We start from the raw sequence: 17493 nt of genomic DNA, 5'->3' as shown, positions 1-17493 counted from the left end.
GGTCCGGTCCTGCTCAGCGGAGTGTGACGGTGCGGGACAGGGTCAGCGCCGCGGTGCGCACGGCGGGGGCGATCCGGTCGGTGCGCATCCGGTTGCTCCAGCCGGAGATGGAGATCGCCGCGACCGCCCGACCGGCGCCGTCCAGCAGCGGCCCCGCCGCGCAGACCACGCCGACGCCGGACTCCTCGCGGTCGTAGGCGATCCCCGAGTCGCGGATCCGCGCCAGCTGGCCGCGCAGGACGGCAGACGAGGTGATGGTCTTCTTGCTGACCGGCCGCAGTCCGGCGGCCAGTACGGTGTCGAGCACGTCCGCGCCGGAGTAGGCCAGGATCGCCTTGCCGACCCCGGTGGCGTGCGCGGGGAAACGCCCACCGATCCGGGACGGCAGCCGCGGCGCGTCCGGCCCGCGCAGCACGTCGAGGTAGACGACCTCGGTGCCTTCCAGGACCGCCAGGTGCACCGTGTTGCGCGTGGCCTCCCGCAGGTCGGCGAGGTGCGGCCGGGCCGCGTCGACCAGCCCGCGTTGCCGGGTGGCCAGCTGGCCGATCTCGAACAGCCGCAGCCCGAGCCGTACGGCGTCGCCGTCGCGTTCGAGCAGGCCGTTGGCGAGCATGTGCCGGACGAGCCGGTGGGTGCTGGTCTTGGGCAGGCCGGTGCGCCTGGCGAGCTCGGATACCCCCAGCGCGTCGTCACCCGGGCGGAAGGCGGTGAGCAGCGCGGTGATGCGTGCCGTCGTCGACGGGCTGCTCTCCTGCGGTTCGTTCCGCTCAGCGGCACGCATGTGTTGAGTGTGCCCGGCGGGCCGGGGAACTGTGAAGGGTGTCGAGTCAAACTCCGTGACGCGAGGTGTCCTATGCATGACGGCAAGGCCGTCGCCGCGATCGTCGGCTCCGGCAACATCGGCACCGACCTGCTCGCCAAGCTGCGCCGCAGTGCCAACGTCGAGGTGCGCTACATGGTCGGTGTCGACCCCGGGTCCGAAGGTCTCACGCGCGCCGCTGAGCTGGGCGTGCGGACCTCTGCCGAGGGGGTCGACTGGTTGCTGTCCCAGCCGGATGTGCCGGATCTGGTGTTCGAGGCGACTTCGGCGAAGGCGCACGCCGCGAACGCGCCGCGTTACGCGGACGCAGGAATCCAGGCCGTGGATCTCACGCCTGCGGCGTTGGGGCCGTTCACCTGCCCGGTTGTCAACATCTCGGACCAGCTGGACTCGCCCAACGTCAACATGATCACCTGCGGCGGGCAGGCGACCATCCCGATCGTGCACGCGGTCTCCCGGGTGACCCCTGTGCCGTACGCCGAGATCGTGGCGTCGGTGTCCTCCCGCTCGGCAGGCCCGGGGACGCGGGCCAACATCGACGAGTTCACCGAGACCACCGCGCACGGCATCGAGACGGTCGGCGGCGCGGACAACGGCAAGGCGATCATCATCATCAACCCGGTCGAGCCACCGATGATCATGCGCGACACGGTGTTCTGCGCGATCGACCCTGCCGCCGACCGGGACGCGATCACCGACTCGATCCAGCGGATGGTGCGGGACGTGCAGGACTACGTTCCCGGCTACACCCTCAAGGCGGAACCGCAGTACGACGACCCGCGGCCCGGCTGGGGTGACCGTGCGCGGGTGGCCGTGTTCCTGGAGGTGGCGGGCAACGGCGACTACCTGCCGACGTACGCGGGCAACCTGGACATCATGACGGCGGCCGCATCCCAGGTCGGGGAGCAGCTCGCCAGCAAGATCATCGAGAGGGACACGGCGGTGCGGGTATGAGCATGTGGGATGAGGTCGAGCGGGACGTGCGGATCGTGGACACGACGCTGCGCGACGGCAGTCACGCGATGGCGCACCAGTTCACCGAGCAGCACGTGCGTGACACGGTGCGTGCGCTGGACACCTCCGGGGTGTCGTTGATCGAGGTGACGCACGGCGACGGGCTCGGCGGGTCCACGTTCAACTACGGGTTCTCGCTGGTCGACGAGAAGCAGCTGATCTCGGCCGCGGTGGACGAGGCCTCCAGCGCCACGATCGCGGTGCTGCTGCTGCCCGGCCTCGGTACGGTCACGGACCTGCGGGCGGCGGCCGATCTCGGTGCGGGCGCGGTGCGGATCGCCACGCACTGCACGGAGGCCGACGTGTCGATCCAGCACTTCCAGGCGGCGCGGGATCTGGGCCTGGAGACGGTCGGGTTCCTGATGCTGTCGCACATGTCCTCGCCGGAGGACCTGGCCAAGCAGGCCAGGATCATGGCCGACGCCGGTTGCCAGTGCGTCTACGTCGTCGACTCGGCAGGCGCGCTCGTGCTGGAGGACGCCTCGGACCGGGTTGCCGCGCTCGTCGACGAGCTCGGTTCGGACGCGCAGGTCGGCTACCACGGGCACCAGAACCTCAGCTTCGGGGTGGCGAACTCGGTGCTGTGCTACCGGGCGGGCGCGCGGCAGATCGACGGGTCGCTCGTCGCGCTCGGTGCTGGCGCGGGGAACTCGCCGACCGAGGTGCTCGCGGCGACGTTCGACCGGATCGGCGCGCGTACCGGGGTCGACAAGGACGGGCTGATGGATGCCGCGGAGAACGTGGTGAAGCCGTTCATCACGCGACTCCCCGTGATGGACCGCTCCTCGATCGTGCAGGGCTACGCCGGCGTGTACTCCTCGTTCCTGCTGCACGCCGAGCGCGCGGCCGAGCGGTACGGGGTTCCCGCGCACGAGATCCTCTACCGGTGCGGCGAGCGCCGCTACGTCGGCGGCCAGGAAGACATGATCATCGACATCGCCCTGGAGATCCGCGCCGAACGCGAGCCTGCCGGCGCAGCAACCCCCTAGGGTGGGGAGCCGAATGTCACGTTGGGCTCCTTCTAAGGAACCGAGGTCACCTTCGGCTCCCTCCGGCTGGCGCGGGGTCGGAGGAGCCCAAGGTGACCTCGGTTCCATCTAGGGAGCCCGGTGTCACATTCGGCTCCTACCCGTTTGGGGCTGTCCACGGAACGAGAACATGTTCTACCATGGGTGGATGGTCAGCAGGTATCACGGGCTCGAGCGGGGTGAGCTCGCCACGCTCGTACCGGAGCTGCTCCTCATGGGGCAGCTCATCGACAGGTCCGGGATGGCATGGTGCATCTCCTCGCTCGGTCGTGAAGGGATGCTCCGGGTGGCGATCGAGGAGTGGATGGCCGCCAGCCCGATCTACACCGAACGGATGCAGCGGGCGTTGAACTTCCAGGGCACCGACGTCGTGACGATCTTCAAGGGTCTTCAGCTCGACATCGGCGCGCCACCGCAGTTCATGGACTTCCGCTACCACGTGACCGACCCCAATCACGGGACGTTCCACCTGGACCACTGCGGCGCGTTGATGGACGTCGAGCCGATGGGCGAGGCGTACGTCACGGGGATGTGCCATGACATCGAGGACCCCACCTTCGACGCCACGGCGGTCGCCACCAACCCGAAGGCGCAGGTGCGGCCCGTGCACCGGCCGCCACGCACGCCGCCGGACCGGCAACCGCATTGCATGTGGACGGTGACGATCGACGAGTCGCACGAGCCGGTGGGCGAGTCGGCCGGGTGTACGCGGAACAGGGATACGCACGCGGCCTCGATCGGGCTCGACCCGATCGATGAGGCCGAGGAGGGCATGTCCGACTACTCGGGCCCGCTGCTCAGCGACCTGGACTTCGCCGCGTTCTCGCGCTCCGCGCTGGCACGGATCGCCGATGAGGTATGCCTGCAGATGCACCTGCTCAACCTCGGTTTCGGCCGTGCGGTCTCGGCGCGGCTGGAGCCGGATAGCGCCACGGAGGTGGGTGCGAAGCAGCTGCGCGGCATCGCCGGGATCGGGGCGGAGCGCATCCACCGCGCACTGCGGCTTCCCGGAGGCGTCACCGGTGCGGTCGCCGTGCTCCGGCTGCACCCGTTGCTGAACCCCGCTGCCTACGTCGCCGCGGAGTTCACCGGAGACGGGTTCACCGTCCGACACTCACCGGCTCATGACGACGGCGCCTGGATCACGCGGTGCGGGCCGCAGGCCGTCGAGCCGCTCCAGGCGATCGTGCGTGCCGTCGACCCGCACCTCGATGTGCTCGTCGAGGGAGACGCGTCGGAGTGGAGCTGCCGTGTCGTCGAGCGCGACGAACCCGCCGAGGAGTTCGACGAGGTGGCTGTCACCCGGATGAGCACGGGATCCTCGTTCGAGTTCGAGCCACGCCGTTCCCTACCCATCACGCCGATTGGTTGATCATGGTCAAAGTCAAACCGCGCCCGAAAGGGCTGGACTCGCCACTCGTGCCCAAGATCATCAAGAGGATGAGCAGGGCGCAGGTATGGCTGTACCGGCGGACCAACGGGCGATTGGGCGGCACGTGGCGCATCGGGGCCGCGCTCCGCAAGCCCGTCGACACCCTGTTGCTCGACCACCGGGGTCGCAAGTCCGGCACGGTGTTCACCATCCCGCTGCTGTACATGCCGGACGGGGACAACCTCGTCGTGGTCGCCTCGCAGGGTGGCCTGCCGAGCCATCCACAGTGGTATTTCAACCTGCGTGCCGACCCCGACACCCGGGTCCAGGTCAACGGTGAGGTGCGGGCGGTGCGCGCGCGTACCGCGTCCGGGCAGGAGCGGGAGAGTCTCTGGCGCCGGCTCGTGGAAATGTACGCGGACTTCGCCAGCTACCAGTCATGGACCGATCGTGAGATCCCCGTGGTGATCCTCGAACCACGGACGTAGACCCGAGGATGGCTCCGGGGCGGGGCCTCCCGCACCCGGCGCGCGCTACCGGCTGCCGGAGCGCTCGGCATGACCGGTGGCGCCCGCCTCCACTGCGGTCCCGGCGTCGTCGTCGGACCTCAGTCCCAGGCGCCGCGCGTGCCTGCCGAGAAAGGAGATCACCTCGTCCTCGGGCTTGTCCGGCAGTCCCCAGATGATTTCGGTGACGCCGATGCGCTCCCACGTGGCGATGTCCTCGGCCGAGGGCTTCACGGCGGCGAGTACGACGATCTCCGGATGACCCGCGCGGCCCTCGGCCCGCCAGGCGTCGTACAGCGCCTCGACCTTGTCCGTGATGTCCTGCTCGAGGGGTGTGGTGATCCACCCGTCCGCGTTGGCGGCGATCCACGCGAACGTCTTGGGCCCGCCGCCCGCACCGATGAGCACGGGCGGCTGGGGCTGGACCGGCTTGGGCCAGGCCCATGACGGTCCGAAGGAGACGAACTCGCCGTCGTAGGACGCCTCCTCCTGGTTCCACAGCGCGCGCATCGCGTCGAGGTACTCGCGGAGCACGGTGCGCCGCCTGCCTGCCGGGACATGGTGGTCGTTGAGCTCGTCGGTGTTCCACCCGAACCCCGCGCCGACCGTCACACGCCCGCCGGAGAGGTGGTCGAGGGACGCGATGGTCTTGGCGAGCGTGATCGGGTCGGACTCGACCGGCAGTGCTACGGCCGTGGCCAGCCGGATGCGTGAGGTGACGGCCGCGGCCGTCGCGAGCGATACCCACGGGTCGAGCGTGCGCATGTACCGATCGTCCGGAAGGCTCTCGTCTCCTGTGCCCGGGTGCGCGGCCGCGCGCTTGGCGGGGATGTGCGTGTGTTCCGGGACGTAGAAGGTGTCGAAGCCGTTGTCCTCCGCGGCCTTGGCTGCCACGGAGGGTGTGATCCCGCGGTCGCTGGTGAACAAGACGATTCCGTGCCGCATGCGAGCCATGCTAGAACGTGTTTCATCCGTACGGAATGCCATCGGCGGTCCCTTCGAAGCCGCTGGTGATCTCGTGCCGGGCAGTGATCACCGGTTCGTGCACACGACCGTTTACTGTACAGTCATCTGGGCAGTTGTCCAATAGTGAGCTCACCGGCGTCGCGGCGACCCGCGGTGGTTGCCGAGGTAACGTCGGGTCGTGGCGCGTACGAGTCCGCAGGCGTGGGCCGCGGGTTCGGTGGCCCGGCGTGCGCGTTCGTGACCGGCCGGACGCTGACCTACTTGGCGATGTAGAACACGTTCTATTATGATGGGGAAATGGCCACAGAGATCCCGACGCCGACCAGCGCGTACGAGTTGCACACCTGGTCGGACGAGGTTGATGTGCTCGTGGTGGGCGCGGGTATGGGCGGTGCGAGCGCCGCGCTCGAAGCAGCCGCCGCGGGCTCACGAGTGCTGGTGATCGATCGGGGTGGCAGGCTCACCTGTACGACAGCCATGGCCGGTGGGCACTTCTATCTCGGCGGTGGGACCCCGCTGCAGGAGGCTGCCGGATTCGATGACTCGCCGGAGGAGATGGCGAAGTACCTCCGGGCCATGTCGCCGGAGTGCGCGCCCGAGAAGATCGAGGCGTACTGCGAGGGCAGCGTCGAGCACTTCCACTGGCTGGAATCGCTCGGGTTCTCCTTCGAACGCTCGTACTATCCCGGCAAGGCCGTGGTACAACCCGCCACCGAAGGGTTGATGTATACGGGCAACGAGAAGTGCTGGCCGTTCAACCAGTACGCGGAACCGGCGCCGCGCGGGCACAAACCGCCGATCGCCGGGGACACCGGTGGAGCGGCGTTCGTTCTCGACCTGGCCCTGGCTCGCCTCGACGACCTTGGCGTGGAGGTGCGCTACGACACCGCTGCCACGGGGTTGGTCGTGGGGTCGGACGGTGACGTCACCGGCGTCACATGGAAGAGCTTCGGGCAGAGCGGTGCCATCCGGGCACGTGCGGTGGTGCTTGCCGCGGGCGGCTTCGTACTCAACTCCGAGATGGTTTCTGCCTACGCTCCCCGGCTCACCGCGCTCATGAGCAAGGGGATGCCGCTGGGAAACTCCTACGACGACGGGCTCGGCATTCGTCTCGGGGAGTCGGTCGGCGGGGTCGCGGAGCACATGGACGGAGCGTTCTTCACGTCCCCGTTCTACCCGCCGGAGGAGCTTCTCAAGGGCATCGTCGTCAACAAGCACGGCGAGCGTTTCGTCAACGAGGACTCGTACCACGGCAGAGTGGCCTCGTTCGTGTTCGACCAACCGGACCAGATCGCCTATCTGATTCTCGACTCCGAGACGATGGACCGACCACACTACGGGTTCCAGTCCTTGGTGGATGGTTGGGAGACGTTGGAGGAGATGGAGGAAGGCCTTGGCATCCCGGCAGGCGCTCTCGCCAGGACGATGGCCGACTACAACGCCTCGGCCGGATCAGGTGTGGATCCCGCCTTCGGCAAGGCCGCCGAGTTCGTCGTCCCGCTCGACACACCTCCGTACGGCGCGTACGACCTCACGCCGGGCAAGGCCTTCTACAGCGGCTTCACCATGGGCGGCCTGCGGGTAACGGTGGACGGGCAACTCCTCAGCACGGACGGATCGACCATTCCCGGCGCGTACGCCGTCGGTGCGTGCGCCTCCAATATCGCCTACGACGGCGCGGGCTACTCATCTGGTACCCAACTCGGTGAGGCATCGTTCTTCGGTCGGCGCGCCGGACGGCATGCCGCGAAGGCCGCGGCCGCGACAGTGGTGTGAACCGGACGGGAGTGGTTCCGTAACCGGCCGGCGCGAGAGCACGTCGTGTGGCCTCGCGTACTCGGAACCCGTCATGCCCGTGTGATCACAGTGCCTCGTGCTCGGGCGCGCCGCGCGGGGCGCATGGCGTTTGTGAAACATGTTCTATACAATTGTCCAGACTTCGGTTCATGCCGACTCGATCGGACGTAGGGTATGTCGTGTGACGTCACGGAAGTTGCCCGGCTCGGCCGGTATGCCGCCGGGCAGGCGATCGTGCGCCCCGCGGGCGCGGTACCCTCGTCCGGTGCGTCCTCGCGGGCGGCGCGCCGGTGCGCGCGGCCCGGTCCACCGAGGTCCGTGAGATCGAACGAGGGGCCTGATGTCGACTCCTGAGTCCGCGGACCGGACCGGCCGGTCGAGGTCCCGCCCTGGGGACGCCCGCAAGCTGGTGATCGGCGGAAGCGGGTTCCTCGGCTCGCACGTGACCAGGGAGCTCGTACGGCAGGGGTATCACGTCCGGGTCCTGCTGCGGCATACGAGCTCGACCACGGGCATCGACGATCTCGATGTGGAGCGCGTCTACGGCGACATTCTCGACACGGCCGCTGTCCGGGCGGCCATGGCAGGCTGTGACGTGGTCTTCCACTGCGCGGTCGACACGCGCGCGTGGCTACGGGACCCCACGCCCCTGTTCCGTACCAATGTCGAAGGTCTTCGTGTCGTGCTGGACGCGGCCGTCGAGGCGGATCTGGACCGGTTCGTGTTCACCAGCACGCTGGGAACCATCGGTCTGAGCTCGGACGGGCCTGCTACGGAGGAGACCACACACGACTGGTTCGAGACAGCCGGGGCGTATATCCGGTCGCGCGTACGTGCCGAGTCGCTCGTACTCGATTACGTCCGGCAGCGCGGGCTGCCTGCCGTGGTGATGTGCGTGGCCAACACCTACGGTCCGGGGGACTGGGCGCCGACACCGCACGGCGGGCTGCTGGCGGCGGCGGCGCGTGGCCGGATGCCTGCGTATGTCAAGGGTGCGGCCGCGGAGGTGGTCGGTGTCGTCGACGCGGCCAGGGCGATGGTGCTTGCCGCCGAGCGCGGCAGGGTGGGGCACAGGTACATCGTGGCCGAGCGGTTCATGAGCTCCCGGGAGATCTACCGGATCGCTGCCGAGGCCGGCGGGGTCGCGCCGCCTCGGTGGGCGGTCCCGCTGGCGGTGATGTCCGTACTCGGCGTGCTCGGCGAGATGGCCGGGCGAGTGTTCGATCGTGACGTGCGGTTGACGCGTACGAGCGTGCGGCTGATGCACATCATGCCGCCGATGGATCACAGCAAGGCGACGCGCGAGCTGGGGTGGCGCCCGGGGCCTGCCCCTGAGGCCGTATACGAGGCCGCCCGGTTCTTCGTCGACGAACGGCCGTCCATCCGCCGGTCCACCGGGTAGAGGCAGGTGAGGTCCGGTGTCCAGTGTGGTCGCGGTGCACGACGGTGATCGTCACCGGTGACGCGAGTGTGAGGAGTCGATTCGATGCGTGTGCGGGTGGTGCACATCGGAACGGGCAATGTCGGGCGCCCGGCGTTGAGCGCGTTGATCAGCGCTGCTGACTGCGACCTGACAGGTGTGTGGGTGTCCGCGGAAGAGAAAGTGGGCAGGGATGCCGGGGAGCTGGCGGGGACAGACGCCCGGACGGGTGTCGCGGCGACGAACGACCTCGATGCGGTTCTGGCCACGGGACCCGACTGTGCCGTCTACTGCGCCATGGGCGATACCCGGATGGACGAGGCCGTGGAGGACTGCAGCCGGATTCTCGAGGCCGGGATCAACGTTGTCGGTTCCGCGCCGGTGCCGCTGCAGTATCCCTGGCAGCTGCTCCCCGAGGAATCCATCGCGCAGCTGGAACGGGCCGCGCGACAAGGCGGTTCGAGCGTTTTCATCACCGGAGTGGATCCGGGATTCGCGAACGACCTCGTCCCGCTGACCTTCACGGGTACGTGTCAGCGTGTCAGCCAGGTGCGCTGTATGGAGATCGCGGACTACGCGACCTACGACGGCGCCACTGTCATGTTCGACGTGATGGGCTTCGGTGCGCCGCTGGACGACGTCCCGATGTTGTTCAAGCCGGGTGTGCTGAGCATCGCGTGGGGTACCACGATCCGCCAGCTCGCGGCCGGGCTGGGCATCGAGGTCGACACGATCACCGAGTGGTACGAGCGAGAGCCCGCGCCCGAGGCGTTCGACATCGCTGCGGGGCACATCCCCCAGGGCGGTACGGCCGCCGTGCGCTTCGAGGTTGCGGGCCGGGTGGACGGGCGACCGGCCATCGTCGTCGAGCATGTCACGCGCCTTCGAGAGGACCTGCGACCCGACTGGCCGCAACCGGCACAATCGGGCGGATCGTACCGTGTGGATATTTCCGGTGAGCCGTCGTACACCGTGGACATCTGCCCGACAAGCAACTACGGAGATCACAATCACGCTGCCATCGTCGCTGCGGCAGGGCGGATCGTGAACTCGGTGCCTGCCGTAGTGGCAGCGCCGCCCGGGATAAGGACGACCCTCGACCTGCCACTGGTCACCGGGTCGGGGCGTTACACGGCCGGGGAGTGACGCTGTCGCGTATCGTGCGGCGGATGCCGTAGACGGCGCCGTGTCGTGATCGTGAGCCGGTCGGGGACGCTCCCGGGTGAGTCTACGGGCTACTTGTGTGGGACGTCGGCGACAAGGCCACCGTCCATGACGAACTCGGTGCCGGTGGCGTACCTCGACTCGTCGCTCGCCAGGAAGACCACGAAGGTGGACACCTCACCGGGGTCGGCGCTGCGCCCGAGCGGGATCTTCACCATGTCGTCAGGGATCCCCTCGGTCATCGGGGTACGGATCAGGCCAGGATGCAGGGAGTTGACGCGGATGTTGTGCTGCGCGAGTTCGAGCGCCACCGACTTGGCGAGCCCCCGGACGGCCCATTTCGTGGCGACGTAGCCGTGCGCCCACGGGCTTCCCCGTAGCCCCTCGACCGACGAGACGTTCATGATCGAGCCGCCTCCCGCGGCTATCATGGCGTCGGTGACGGCCCGGATTCCCAGGAACGTACCGGTGAGGTTGACGTCGAGGATCTCGCGCCACTTGTCCGGATCGAACTGCTGGATCGTGCTGCCGTTCACGATCCCCGCGTTGTTGACAAGCACGTCGAGCTTGCCGAACTCCTCGACCGTGGTGGCGACGACATCCTGCCACTGATCGGGCTGCGTCACATCGAGATGCATATAGCGAGCCCGTGGTCCCAGCTCGTCCGCCAGCGCCTTGCCCTCGTCGTCGAGTATGTCGCAGATGATCGCGGCGGCGCCCTCGGCTACGAGATGCCGGGCATGTGAGGCGCCCAGGCCCCGGGCCCCGCCCGTGATGATGGCGACCTTCCCGTCGGTACGTCCCATGCGCTCCACGCTAGCGATAAGTAGAACGTGTTTCAATACCGAATTCATTCGGTACGGTGGCGAGTCGCCTCGCATGTGCTGTGCCGGTGCCGGGTCGGTGGCGCGGTGCGGGTTGCCGGGACGGGGCGAGGTTACGATCGGGCCATGGAGCCGGTTCGCAGGATCGTCGATGGTCGCAGGGCGAGTACCGTTCAGCGGGTGCTCGACGCCGCCGTCGAAGAGATTCGCGCAGTGGAGTACGGGGACCTGTCGGTGCGGTCGGTGGCCAAGCGTGCCGATGTCTCGCCCGCGACCGCGTACACCTACTTCTCCTCCAAGGAGCACCTGGTCAGCTCCGTGGTGTGGCGAACGATCCAGGAAGCCACCGCGTCGGTCGAGGAGGGCGCCCAGCTGCACGACATCGTGCGGAGTATTACCGGGGTGTTCGCCGACGAGCCGGAGCTGAGCCGGGCCTGCACGTCGGCCCTGCTGGCCGACGACCCCGAGGTGGCACGCCTGCGGGACGCGATCGGCGCGGAGTGCGCCCGGTCGCTGTCCAGCGCGCTGCGGCCGATGCCGTCGAACGCGGTCGACTCGGTCACCATGGCGTTCGTCGGGGGGATGGTGCTCGCGGGTATGGGCTACCTGTCCTTCGACGCGATCGCGGATCGACTTGTCGACATGGTCGCGCAACTGCACCCCGTGGACGGCCGAGGCGCGGCGCAGCCCTGATCGCACCGACGTCCGGTTGACGTGAGCCCCGCCCCGTCCGGCCCGGTCACCCGGCTGCGGCGACGTCGAGCGCGTCCTGCCAGGTGCCGTGCTTGCCGATCAACGCGCGGAGCTTCATGACCGGCCTGCGCTGGTTGAGGCCGAGCGCGCCGGAGACGTGGTCGCCGCGGCGGTAGAGCGCGAGGAAACTGTCCGAGGCGACGTCGCCTGCCACGACCCGTACCTCGTCGGCGGTGGGGACACCGACGAACTGGATCCGGCTGCCGTACCAGTCGGACCAGAAGTACGGCACCGTGGCACACGGCCGGGCCTGCTCGGGGTGAATCGCGTTGCGCGCGGCGAGGCCGCCCTGCTCGGCTGCGGTGGTCCAGTGTTCGAGCCGCATCGTCTCGCCGAACAGCGGGTTCGGCCAGCGGGCGAGATCGCCTGCCGCGTACACGCCCGGAAAGCCCGCGTTGAGGGTCTCGTCGCAGACCACACCGTCGTCCAGTATCACCCCGGAGCCTTCCAGCCAGCGCGTCTCCGGCACGGCACCGATGCCGACGATGACCACGTCGGCCGGCAGCCGGGTGCCGTCGTCGAGCACGACGGACTCGACCGCGCCCGCACCCTCGATCGCCGCCACCGTCGCCCGGCACCGCACGTCCGTGCCGTTGCGCTCGTGCAGGCCGGCACAGGCCGCGCCCATCTGTTCGCCGACAGCGCCCGCCAGCGGTACGGGAGCGGCCTCGAGCACGGTCACCTCGGCGCCGGCAGCGCGGGCCGAGCTGGCGATCTCGGAGCCGATGAACCCCGCGCCGACGACCACGGCGCGCACCCCGGGACCCAGTGCGGCACGGATCCGGCGCGCGTCGTCCAGTTCGCGCAGCGTGTACACCCCGTCCAGCGCGGGTGTGCCCGGCAGCTCGCGGGCACGGGCGCCGGTCGCGATCACCAGGCCGGTATAGGCCAGCTCGACGCCGCCCGTCACGACGGTGCGCTCGGCCGGGCGCAGCTCGCTGGCGGCCGTGCCGAGCCGCAGATCGACCTCCAGCTCCGTGCGCAGCGACTCCTCGTCCCGGAAGTAGTTCGGCTCGACCTCGCCGGTGAGGAACTCCTTGGACAGCGGTGGCCGGTCGTACGGCAGGTGCTCCTCGGCACCGACCAGGGTGATCTCACCGTCGTACCCGGCCCGCCGGGCGGCCTCGACCGCACGCAGCCCCGCCAGCGAGGCACCGACCACGACCAGGCGCTCGCCGGGCACGTGGTCAGCCCTCGAGCCGCAGTGCCTGGGTCGGGCACTGGTCGACCGCGTCCTCGAGGTCCTGGCGGTCGTCCTCGGTGAACTCCTCGGTGAGCAGGTGCACGACGCCGTCGTCGCCGACCTCGAAGACGTCCGGGCGGATCCCTTCACACACGCCGTGGCCGGTGCAGACGTCCGTATCGATATGCATCCTCATGTGCGCTCCTTCTGCACGTGGTGGGACAGTTCGGGCCGTTGATTCAATTGTCGTGCTGGTCAGCCTGGTCAGCCATGACAGCGGTGACACTGCCGAGCCCGGAGACGGATGCCACAACGGTATCGCCCGCCCGGACCGGCTCGGCGCGGGTGATGGACCCCGGAAGCACCACGTGGCCCGCCTGCAGGGTGATGCCGAGCGGGCCGACCGTGTTCGCCAGCCACACCAGCGCGTTGATGGGCGAGCCCAGCACGGCACCGCCGGTGCCGGTGCCGACGACGTGACCGTTGATGCCGAACGTGCAGCCTGCCATCGGCAGGTCGACGGCGTTCAGCGGGTGCGGCGTGCTGCCGAGCACGACACCACCGGAGGAGGCGTTGTCCGCGATGGTGTCGACGATCGAGATGCGCCAGTCGGTGATGCGCGAGTCGACGATCTCGAGGGCGGGTACCACGTACTCGACGGCACGGAAGGCGTCGGCGACCGTGACGCCGGGGCCGGTCAGCTCGCGGCCAAGCACGAACGCGATCTCCGGCTCGATACGTGGCTGCAGGTACGCCCCGGCGTCGATGGGCTGGTGCTCCAGGTGGAACATGCCGGCGAGCAGGTGCCCGTAGTCCGGCTGGTGGACGCCCATCTGGCGCTGCATGGCCGCCGACGACAGGCCGACCTTGTGCCCTTTGACCCGATCGCCGGCAGCGGTCCATGTCCGGACCTGTTCCTGCTGGATCCGGTAGGCATCGTCGACGGTCGCGGTGGGGAAGTCCTCGACGATCGGCGCGACGGGGCGCGCCTTGTCGTAGGCGCGCAGGAGCCTGCCCGCCGCGTCGTCGATGGCGCTGGAATCCATGATCTCCTCCTGCCGCATCCTCGAACCTCTCGACACGATACTAGAACACGTTATAGTTGTTCGGGTAGGATCGACGGCGTCCAGAAAGGTCGGGTGCCCATGAAGTTCACGCTGTCCGTTGCGTTGAGCCCTCCTGAGCAGCTCGCGGAGCTGGCCAGATGCGGTGAGGAGAACGGGTTCTCGTCCGTGGCGCTGCCGGACTCGCTGTTCTACTCCGAGGAGACCTCCGCGCAGTACCCGTACACCGCGGACGGGAACCGCTTCTGGGGTCCCGAGACGCCGTGGGTGGACCCGCTGGTGGCGACGACCTGGATGGCCGCCGCCACGAGCACGATCCGCTTCTACACCTCGGTGCTCAAGCTGGGCTCACGGCATCCCGTCGTGCTCGCCCGCCAGCTCGGCTCGGTGGCCGCGCTGACAGGGGACCGGTTCGGGCTCGGGCTGGGTGTCGGCTGGTTGCCCGAGGAGTTCGAGTGGTGCGGGGTGCCGTACGCGGGCAGGGGCAAGCGCACCGACGAGGCGATCGAGGTGCTCCGCCTGATCCTGGGCGGCGGGATGGTCGACTACCACGGGGAGCACTTCGATTTCGGCAAGCTCCGGATGAGCCCGGCGCCCCGGGAGCACATGCCGTTCTACATCGGCGGGCACAGCCCCGCCGCGCTGCGCCGCGCCGCCCGTTACGGTGACGGCTGGTCCTCGGCGATGATGCGTTTCGAGGAGCTGCGCGAGACCATCGACCGGTTACGCGAGCTTCTGGCCGAGCAGGGCCGGGCGGACGACCCCTTCGAGTTCCAGGCCGTGTGCGTCGACCGGTTCGGTGCGGACGGCTACCGGCAGCAGGCGGAGATCGGTGTGACCGACGCGGTGGTGGTGCCGTGGGTCTTCGACGGGCTGGGATTCGACGCCGACGTGTCGTCCAAGAAGGACTCGATCAAGAAATTCGCGGACGAGACCATCGCCGCGGTCTAGGAGGTGCCAGGTGACTGTCACGGTGTGCTGGGACGAGCAGGCGGACCAACCCCCGGCGCGGATCGCCGCGTACCGGTCGATGCATGCCGCCGCGCGGCACGACAAGGAGGCCTGGCTCGCGCTGTTCGCCGCCGACGCCGTCGTCGAGGACCCGGTCGGCCCGTCCGGATTCGACCCGGAGGGCAAGGGCCACCACGGCCACGACGGGCTCTCGGCGTTCTGGGACATGACCATCGGCACGGTGGAGCGCTTCGAGTTCACCATCCGGGACTCGCACGCGGCGGGTGACGAGGTCGCCAACGTCGGCACCATCACCTCGCACCTGCCGGGGAACTACCGGGTGGACACCGACCTCGTCGCGGTGTACCGGGTCAACTCCGACGGGTTGCTCGTGTCCATGCGTGCCTTCTGGGAGACCGAGCGCGCGTTCGCCACCGCACGTCAGGTGGATCAGGACTGATCCCGGCCGGTGCCCGTCCAGGTCCGGACGGGCACCGGCCGACCCGGGCCGGCCAGGCGGGGCTATCCGCTTCGCACGCCGTAACGCGGTCTGTTCAGGCTGTGCGCGGCCGTGGAGCCGCCGTCCGCGACGAACTCGCTACCGGTGCAGTACGAGCTGTCGTCGCTGGCCAGGAAGGCGACGAGGGCGGCGATCTCCGCGGGCTCGCCGATCCGGCCGAGCGCGACGAGGTTTCCAGCGGGCGCGAGATCGACCTCCGCGCTGCCCATGGCGTCGCCGATCATGCCGGTGTCGATCAAACCGGGATGCACCGAGTTCACCCGGATCCCCTTGCTGCCGAGCTCGAGTGCGGCGACCTTGGTCATGCCACGGATGGCGAACTTGCTCGCCGTGTACGCGGCTACCTGGGGCATCCCTGCCAGCCCTTCGACCGAGGACAGGTTGACGATCGACCCGCCCCCGGAACGCTCCATCGGCCCGATGACCGAACGCATCCCGAGAAACGTTCCCACCTGGTTGATCGAGACGATCTGCTCGTACTCGCCGAGGGTGGTGTGCTCCAGCTCGCGGAACATGAGCATCCCCGCGTTGTTCACGAGCACATCGAGGCCGCCGAAATGCTCCACAGTGGCCAGCACGGCCTCCTGCCAACCCTGCTCCGACGTCACATCGAGGCGGGTGAAGGCCGCTGCCTCGCCGAGGGATGCCGCGAGTTCCTTGCCTTCGGCCTCCGCGACGTCAGTGATCATGACCCGACCACCCTCGTCCACGACGCGCCGGGCCGCCGCGGCTCCCTGGCCGCGCGCGGCCCCGGTGATCAATGCGGTCTTTCCTGCCAGCCTGCTCATGCCTTGCCGGTCCTTCCCTGTTCGACGCCGGTACCGGGATGTGGGTGCGGTGGCCGGGACGAGGCCGGCACGCCACGTGCGTGCGGCGTCACGATCGCTCGTTCTTGCCGAGCATCCGCTCGATCGTCATGTTGAGTTTGGTGCCGAGTGGCCAACCGACGTAGTGCGTCAGGAACAGCGCTACCTCACGCAGCTGCTCGCCGTCGAGCTCCTCGTTACCGAGCGCGGCCTGGGCCTGGATCTCGGCGACGTCGTCGAGGCCCTGGGCCGCCAGCGCGCCGAGCAGGAGCAGCCGCCGGTCGCGCACGCTCAGCCCCTGCCTGGTCCAGATCTCGCCGAAGAGGTGGTCCACGGTCTGGGCGAAGAACTCTCCCGTGCCGTCCTGGACATCCCAGCCGTACACCTGCCGCATCATCTCCAGGCCCTGTTGCCGCTTGCCTTCCGTCATGCCTCCTCCGTTCCTGGCTCCCCAAGGCCGAGGTCGGTCTCGAGGTTGTCGAGCGCGTGCCGCGCGAGGGGAAGCTCGACGCCGAGCCGTTCGCCCAGCTCGATCGCCAGCCCGAGATCCTTCGTCCCGAGATCCCTGGCGTGACCGAGGATCGGGCGGAGACCGTCGTCGTCGGCCATCGGCGCGGTCGTCGGGCGCAGCATGATCGCCCCGGGGCCACCGGTCACCGCATCCGAGTGCCGTACCACGGCACCCAGCTCGGTCAGGTCGATTCCCGCGGCCTCTGCGAGCCGCTGTGCCTCGGCCGCGGCGCTGAAGGCGACGAAGTGCAGCAGGTTGCGTGCCACCTTCGCCCTGGTACCGGCTCCTGGCGGTCCGGCGTGCATCACGTGGCTGGCCCAGTGCCCGAACGGGGCGCGGCACCGCTCGATCGCCTCCGTGTCGCCCCCTGCCAGGACCGCGAGCGTGCCGTGCTGCGCGCCGACGGCACCCCCGCTGACGGGTGCGTCCACGATGCTCACCCCGTACGGCTGCGCCAGCCCGGCGAGCCGTTCGGCGGTGGCGTCGGCGATCGTGGAATGTATCGCCACGACCGTCCCCGGTGCGGCGGAGGCGAGTATCCCGGATGGACCGGCGACCACCTCGTCGACCTGCGCATCGTCCCGGACCATCACCGAGATGACCTCCGCTCGCTCGGCGAGGTCGCGCGGGCTCGCGGCCGCCTCGGCACCCGCGCCGGTCAGTGGAGTCATGGCGGAGGCAAGGGCATCGTGCACGATGAGGCCGGGCGGCCAGTCGAGTAGCCTGCGCGCCATCTCGGCGCCGATCTGCCCGAGGCCGATGAACCCCACTGGAGTCATGTGTGCCACCTTCCC

Annotated in this window: 19 protein-coding genes; 10 read left to right on the top strand and 9 right to left on the bottom strand. The window is 69.1% G+C overall.

Annotated elements, in window-relative coordinates; genetic code table 11:
- Positions 1-13: 13 nt before the first annotated feature.
- The gene (locus tag H0B56_RS15480) at positions 14-781 is read right to left on the bottom strand and encodes an IclR family transcriptional regulator (RefSeq protein WP_180893765.1); all 768 of its coding nucleotides are present in this window, start codon (positions 779-781) and stop codon (positions 14-16) included.
- 72 nt (positions 782-853) lie between these two features.
- Between H0B56_RS15480 and H0B56_RS15475 the strand changes: the two genes are divergently transcribed.
- From H0B56_RS15475 to H0B56_RS15460, 4 genes are all read left to right on the top strand, one after another.
- Complete coding sequence (locus H0B56_RS15475) at positions 854-1774, top strand: acetaldehyde dehydrogenase (acetylating) (RefSeq protein ID WP_180893764.1); 921 nt, start codon at positions 854-856, stop codon at positions 1772-1774.
- Positions 1771-2823, top strand: a complete 1053-nt coding sequence (dmpG, locus tag H0B56_RS15470) for a 4-hydroxy-2-oxovalerate aldolase (RefSeq protein WP_180893763.1) — start codon at positions 1771-1773, stop codon at positions 2821-2823. The genes H0B56_RS15475 and dmpG overlap by 4 nt, the downstream gene beginning before the upstream one ends.
- A 187-nt stretch (positions 2824-3010) precedes the next feature.
- Positions 3011-4234, top strand: coding sequence for a hypothetical protein (locus H0B56_RS15465; protein ID WP_180893762.1), 1224 nt, complete (start codon positions 3011-3013; stop codon positions 4232-4234).
- Between the two features lie 2 nt (positions 4235-4236).
- A complete protein-coding gene (locus H0B56_RS15460; protein WP_180893761.1) occupies positions 4237-4722 on the top strand; it encodes a nitroreductase family deazaflavin-dependent oxidoreductase in 486 nt (161 codons plus the stop codon).
- A gap of 45 nt (positions 4723-4767) precedes the next feature.
- Here H0B56_RS15460 and H0B56_RS15455 read toward each other — a convergent pair whose 3' ends face one another.
- Entirely contained in the window at positions 4768-5685 is a 918-nt protein-coding gene (locus tag H0B56_RS15455; RefSeq protein ID WP_180893760.1) for an LLM class F420-dependent oxidoreductase, read from the bottom strand.
- A 318-nt stretch (positions 5686-6003) separates the two neighbouring features.
- Between H0B56_RS15455 and H0B56_RS15450 the strand changes: the two genes are divergently transcribed.
- The 3 genes from H0B56_RS15450 to H0B56_RS15440 all read left to right on the top strand — a co-directional run bounded on the left by H0B56_RS15450 (position 6004) and on the right by H0B56_RS15440 (position 10069).
- Positions 6004-7482, top strand: a complete 1479-nt coding sequence (locus H0B56_RS15450) for an FAD-binding protein (RefSeq protein ID WP_180893759.1) — start codon at positions 6004-6006, stop codon at positions 7480-7482.
- A gap of 361 nt (positions 7483-7843) precedes the next feature.
- Positions 7844-8905 (top strand): NAD-dependent epimerase/dehydratase family protein, encoded by a 1062-nt coding sequence (locus H0B56_RS15445; RefSeq protein WP_180893758.1) that lies wholly within the window; start codon positions 7844-7846, stop codon positions 8903-8905.
- Between the two features lie 84 nt (positions 8906-8989).
- Positions 8990-10069, top strand: coding sequence for an NAD(P)H-dependent amine dehydrogenase family protein (locus tag H0B56_RS15440; protein ID WP_180893757.1), 1080 nt, complete (start codon positions 8990-8992; stop codon positions 10067-10069).
- 89 nt (positions 10070-10158) lie between these two features.
- On the opposite strand, the gene H0B56_RS15435 is transcribed toward H0B56_RS15440, so the two are convergent.
- Positions 10159-10893, bottom strand: a complete 735-nt coding sequence (locus H0B56_RS15435; RefSeq protein ID WP_180893756.1) for a glucose 1-dehydrogenase — start codon at positions 10891-10893, stop codon at positions 10159-10161.
- A 144-nt stretch (positions 10894-11037) separates the two neighbouring features.
- On the opposite strand from H0B56_RS15435, the gene H0B56_RS15430 reads away from it, so the two are divergent.
- Complete coding sequence (locus tag H0B56_RS15430; protein ID WP_180893755.1) at positions 11038-11604, top strand: TetR/AcrR family transcriptional regulator; 567 nt, start codon at positions 11038-11040, stop codon at positions 11602-11604.
- A 46-nt stretch (positions 11605-11650) separates the two neighbouring features.
- On the opposite strand, the gene H0B56_RS15425 is transcribed toward H0B56_RS15430, so the two are convergent.
- The 3 genes from H0B56_RS15425 to H0B56_RS15415 are packed head-to-tail and all read right to left on the bottom strand — an operon-like array spanning position 11651 to position 13893.
- Positions 11651-12847: an FAD-dependent oxidoreductase gene (locus H0B56_RS15425; RefSeq protein WP_180893754.1), complete on the bottom strand. Its 1197-nt coding sequence runs from the start codon at positions 12845-12847 to the stop codon at positions 11651-11653.
- Positions 12848-12851: 4 nt separating this feature from the next.
- Positions 12852-13043: a ferredoxin gene (locus H0B56_RS15420; protein WP_089303093.1), complete on the bottom strand. Its 192-nt coding sequence runs from the start codon at positions 13041-13043 to the stop codon at positions 12852-12854.
- A 43-nt stretch (positions 13044-13086) separates the two neighbouring features.
- Positions 13087-13893 carry a 2-keto-4-pentenoate hydratase gene (locus tag H0B56_RS15415; protein WP_180893753.1) on the bottom strand — a complete coding sequence of 269 codons (807 nt, stop codon included), beginning with the start codon at positions 13891-13893 and terminating at the stop codon, positions 13087-13089.
- A gap of 99 nt (positions 13894-13992) precedes the next feature.
- Between H0B56_RS15415 and H0B56_RS15410 the strand changes: the two genes are divergently transcribed.
- The gene (locus H0B56_RS15410; protein ID WP_180893752.1) at positions 13993-14862 is read left to right on the top strand and encodes a TIGR03619 family F420-dependent LLM class oxidoreductase; all 870 of its coding nucleotides are present in this window, start codon (positions 13993-13995) and stop codon (positions 14860-14862) included.
- A 10-nt stretch (positions 14863-14872) separates the two neighbouring features.
- Positions 14873-15322, top strand: coding sequence for a nuclear transport factor 2 family protein (locus tag H0B56_RS15405; RefSeq protein ID WP_180893751.1), 450 nt, complete (start codon positions 14873-14875; stop codon positions 15320-15322).
- 62 nt (positions 15323-15384) lie between these two features.
- On the opposite strand, the gene H0B56_RS15400 is transcribed toward H0B56_RS15405, so the two are convergent.
- The 3 genes from H0B56_RS15400 to H0B56_RS15390 form a co-directional block, all read right to left on the bottom strand.
- Positions 15385-16170, bottom strand: coding sequence for a glucose 1-dehydrogenase (locus tag H0B56_RS15400; RefSeq protein ID WP_180893750.1), 786 nt, complete (start codon positions 16168-16170; stop codon positions 15385-15387).
- Between the two features lie 88 nt (positions 16171-16258).
- Positions 16259-16618, bottom strand: a complete 360-nt coding sequence (locus H0B56_RS15395; RefSeq protein ID WP_180893749.1) for a carboxymuconolactone decarboxylase family protein — start codon at positions 16616-16618, stop codon at positions 16259-16261.
- On the bottom strand, positions 16615-17478 hold the full coding sequence (locus tag H0B56_RS15390; RefSeq protein WP_180893748.1) for an NAD(P)-dependent oxidoreductase: 864 nt from the start codon (positions 17476-17478) through the stop codon (positions 16615-16617). The genes H0B56_RS15395 and H0B56_RS15390 overlap by 4 nt, the downstream gene beginning before the upstream one ends.
- Positions 17479-17493: the final 15 nt, after the last annotated feature.

The sequence above is a fragment of the Haloechinothrix aidingensis genome, assembly GCF_013450155.1.
GTDB lineage: Bacteria > Actinomycetota > Actinomycetes > Mycobacteriales > Pseudonocardiaceae > Haloechinothrix > Haloechinothrix aidingensis.
This window is presented reverse-complemented; position numbering and strand designations above follow the sequence as displayed.

Bases quoted from the DNA above. Each gene is read 5' to 3' on its own strand.
- H0B56_RS15480 (WP_180893765.1), bottom strand. From the start codon at position 781: ATGCGTGCCGCTGAGCGGAACGAACCGCAGGAGAGCAGCCCGTCGACG.
- H0B56_RS15475 (WP_180893764.1), top strand. From the start codon at position 854: ATGCATGACGGCAAGGCCGTCGCCGCGATCGTCGGCTCCGGCAACATC.
- dmpG (WP_180893763.1), top strand. From the start codon at position 1,771: ATGAGCATGTGGGATGAGGTCGAGCGGGACGTGCGGATCGTGGACACG.
- H0B56_RS15465 (WP_180893762.1), top strand. From the start codon at position 3,011: ATGGTCAGCAGGTATCACGGGCTCGAGCGGGGTGAGCTCGCCACGCTC.
- H0B56_RS15460 (WP_180893761.1), top strand. From the start codon at position 4,237: ATGGTCAAAGTCAAACCGCGCCCGAAAGGGCTGGACTCGCCACTCGTG.
- H0B56_RS15455 (WP_180893760.1), bottom strand. From the start codon at position 5,685: ATGCGGCACGGAATCGTCTTGTTCACCAGCGACCGCGGGATCACACCC.
- H0B56_RS15450 (WP_180893759.1), top strand. From the start codon at position 6,004: ATGGCCACAGAGATCCCGACGCCGACCAGCGCGTACGAGTTGCACACC.
- H0B56_RS15445 (WP_180893758.1), top strand. From the start codon at position 7,844: ATGTCGACTCCTGAGTCCGCGGACCGGACCGGCCGGTCGAGGTCCCGC.
- H0B56_RS15440 (WP_180893757.1), top strand. From the start codon at position 8,990: ATGCGTGTGCGGGTGGTGCACATCGGAACGGGCAATGTCGGGCGCCCG.
- H0B56_RS15435 (WP_180893756.1), bottom strand. From the start codon at position 10,893: ATGGGACGTACCGACGGGAAGGTCGCCATCATCACGGGCGGGGCCCGG.
- H0B56_RS15430 (WP_180893755.1), top strand. From the start codon at position 11,038: ATGGAGCCGGTTCGCAGGATCGTCGATGGTCGCAGGGCGAGTACCGTT.
- H0B56_RS15420 (WP_089303093.1), bottom strand. From the start codon at position 13,043: ATGAGGATGCATATCGATACGGACGTCTGCACCGGCCACGGCGTGTGT.
- H0B56_RS15415 (WP_180893753.1), bottom strand. From the start codon at position 13,893: ATGGATTCCAGCGCCATCGACGACGCGGCGGGCAGGCTCCTGCGCGCC.
- H0B56_RS15410 (WP_180893752.1), top strand. From the start codon at position 13,993: ATGAAGTTCACGCTGTCCGTTGCGTTGAGCCCTCCTGAGCAGCTCGCG.
- H0B56_RS15400 (WP_180893750.1), bottom strand. From the start codon at position 16,170: ATGAGCAGGCTGGCAGGAAAGACCGCATTGATCACCGGGGCCGCGCGC.
- H0B56_RS15395 (WP_180893749.1), bottom strand. From the start codon at position 16,618: ATGACGGAAGGCAAGCGGCAACAGGGCCTGGAGATGATGCGGCAGGTG.
- H0B56_RS15390 (WP_180893748.1), bottom strand. From the start codon at position 17,478: ATGACTCCAGTGGGGTTCATCGGCCTCGGGCAGATCGGCGCCGAGATG.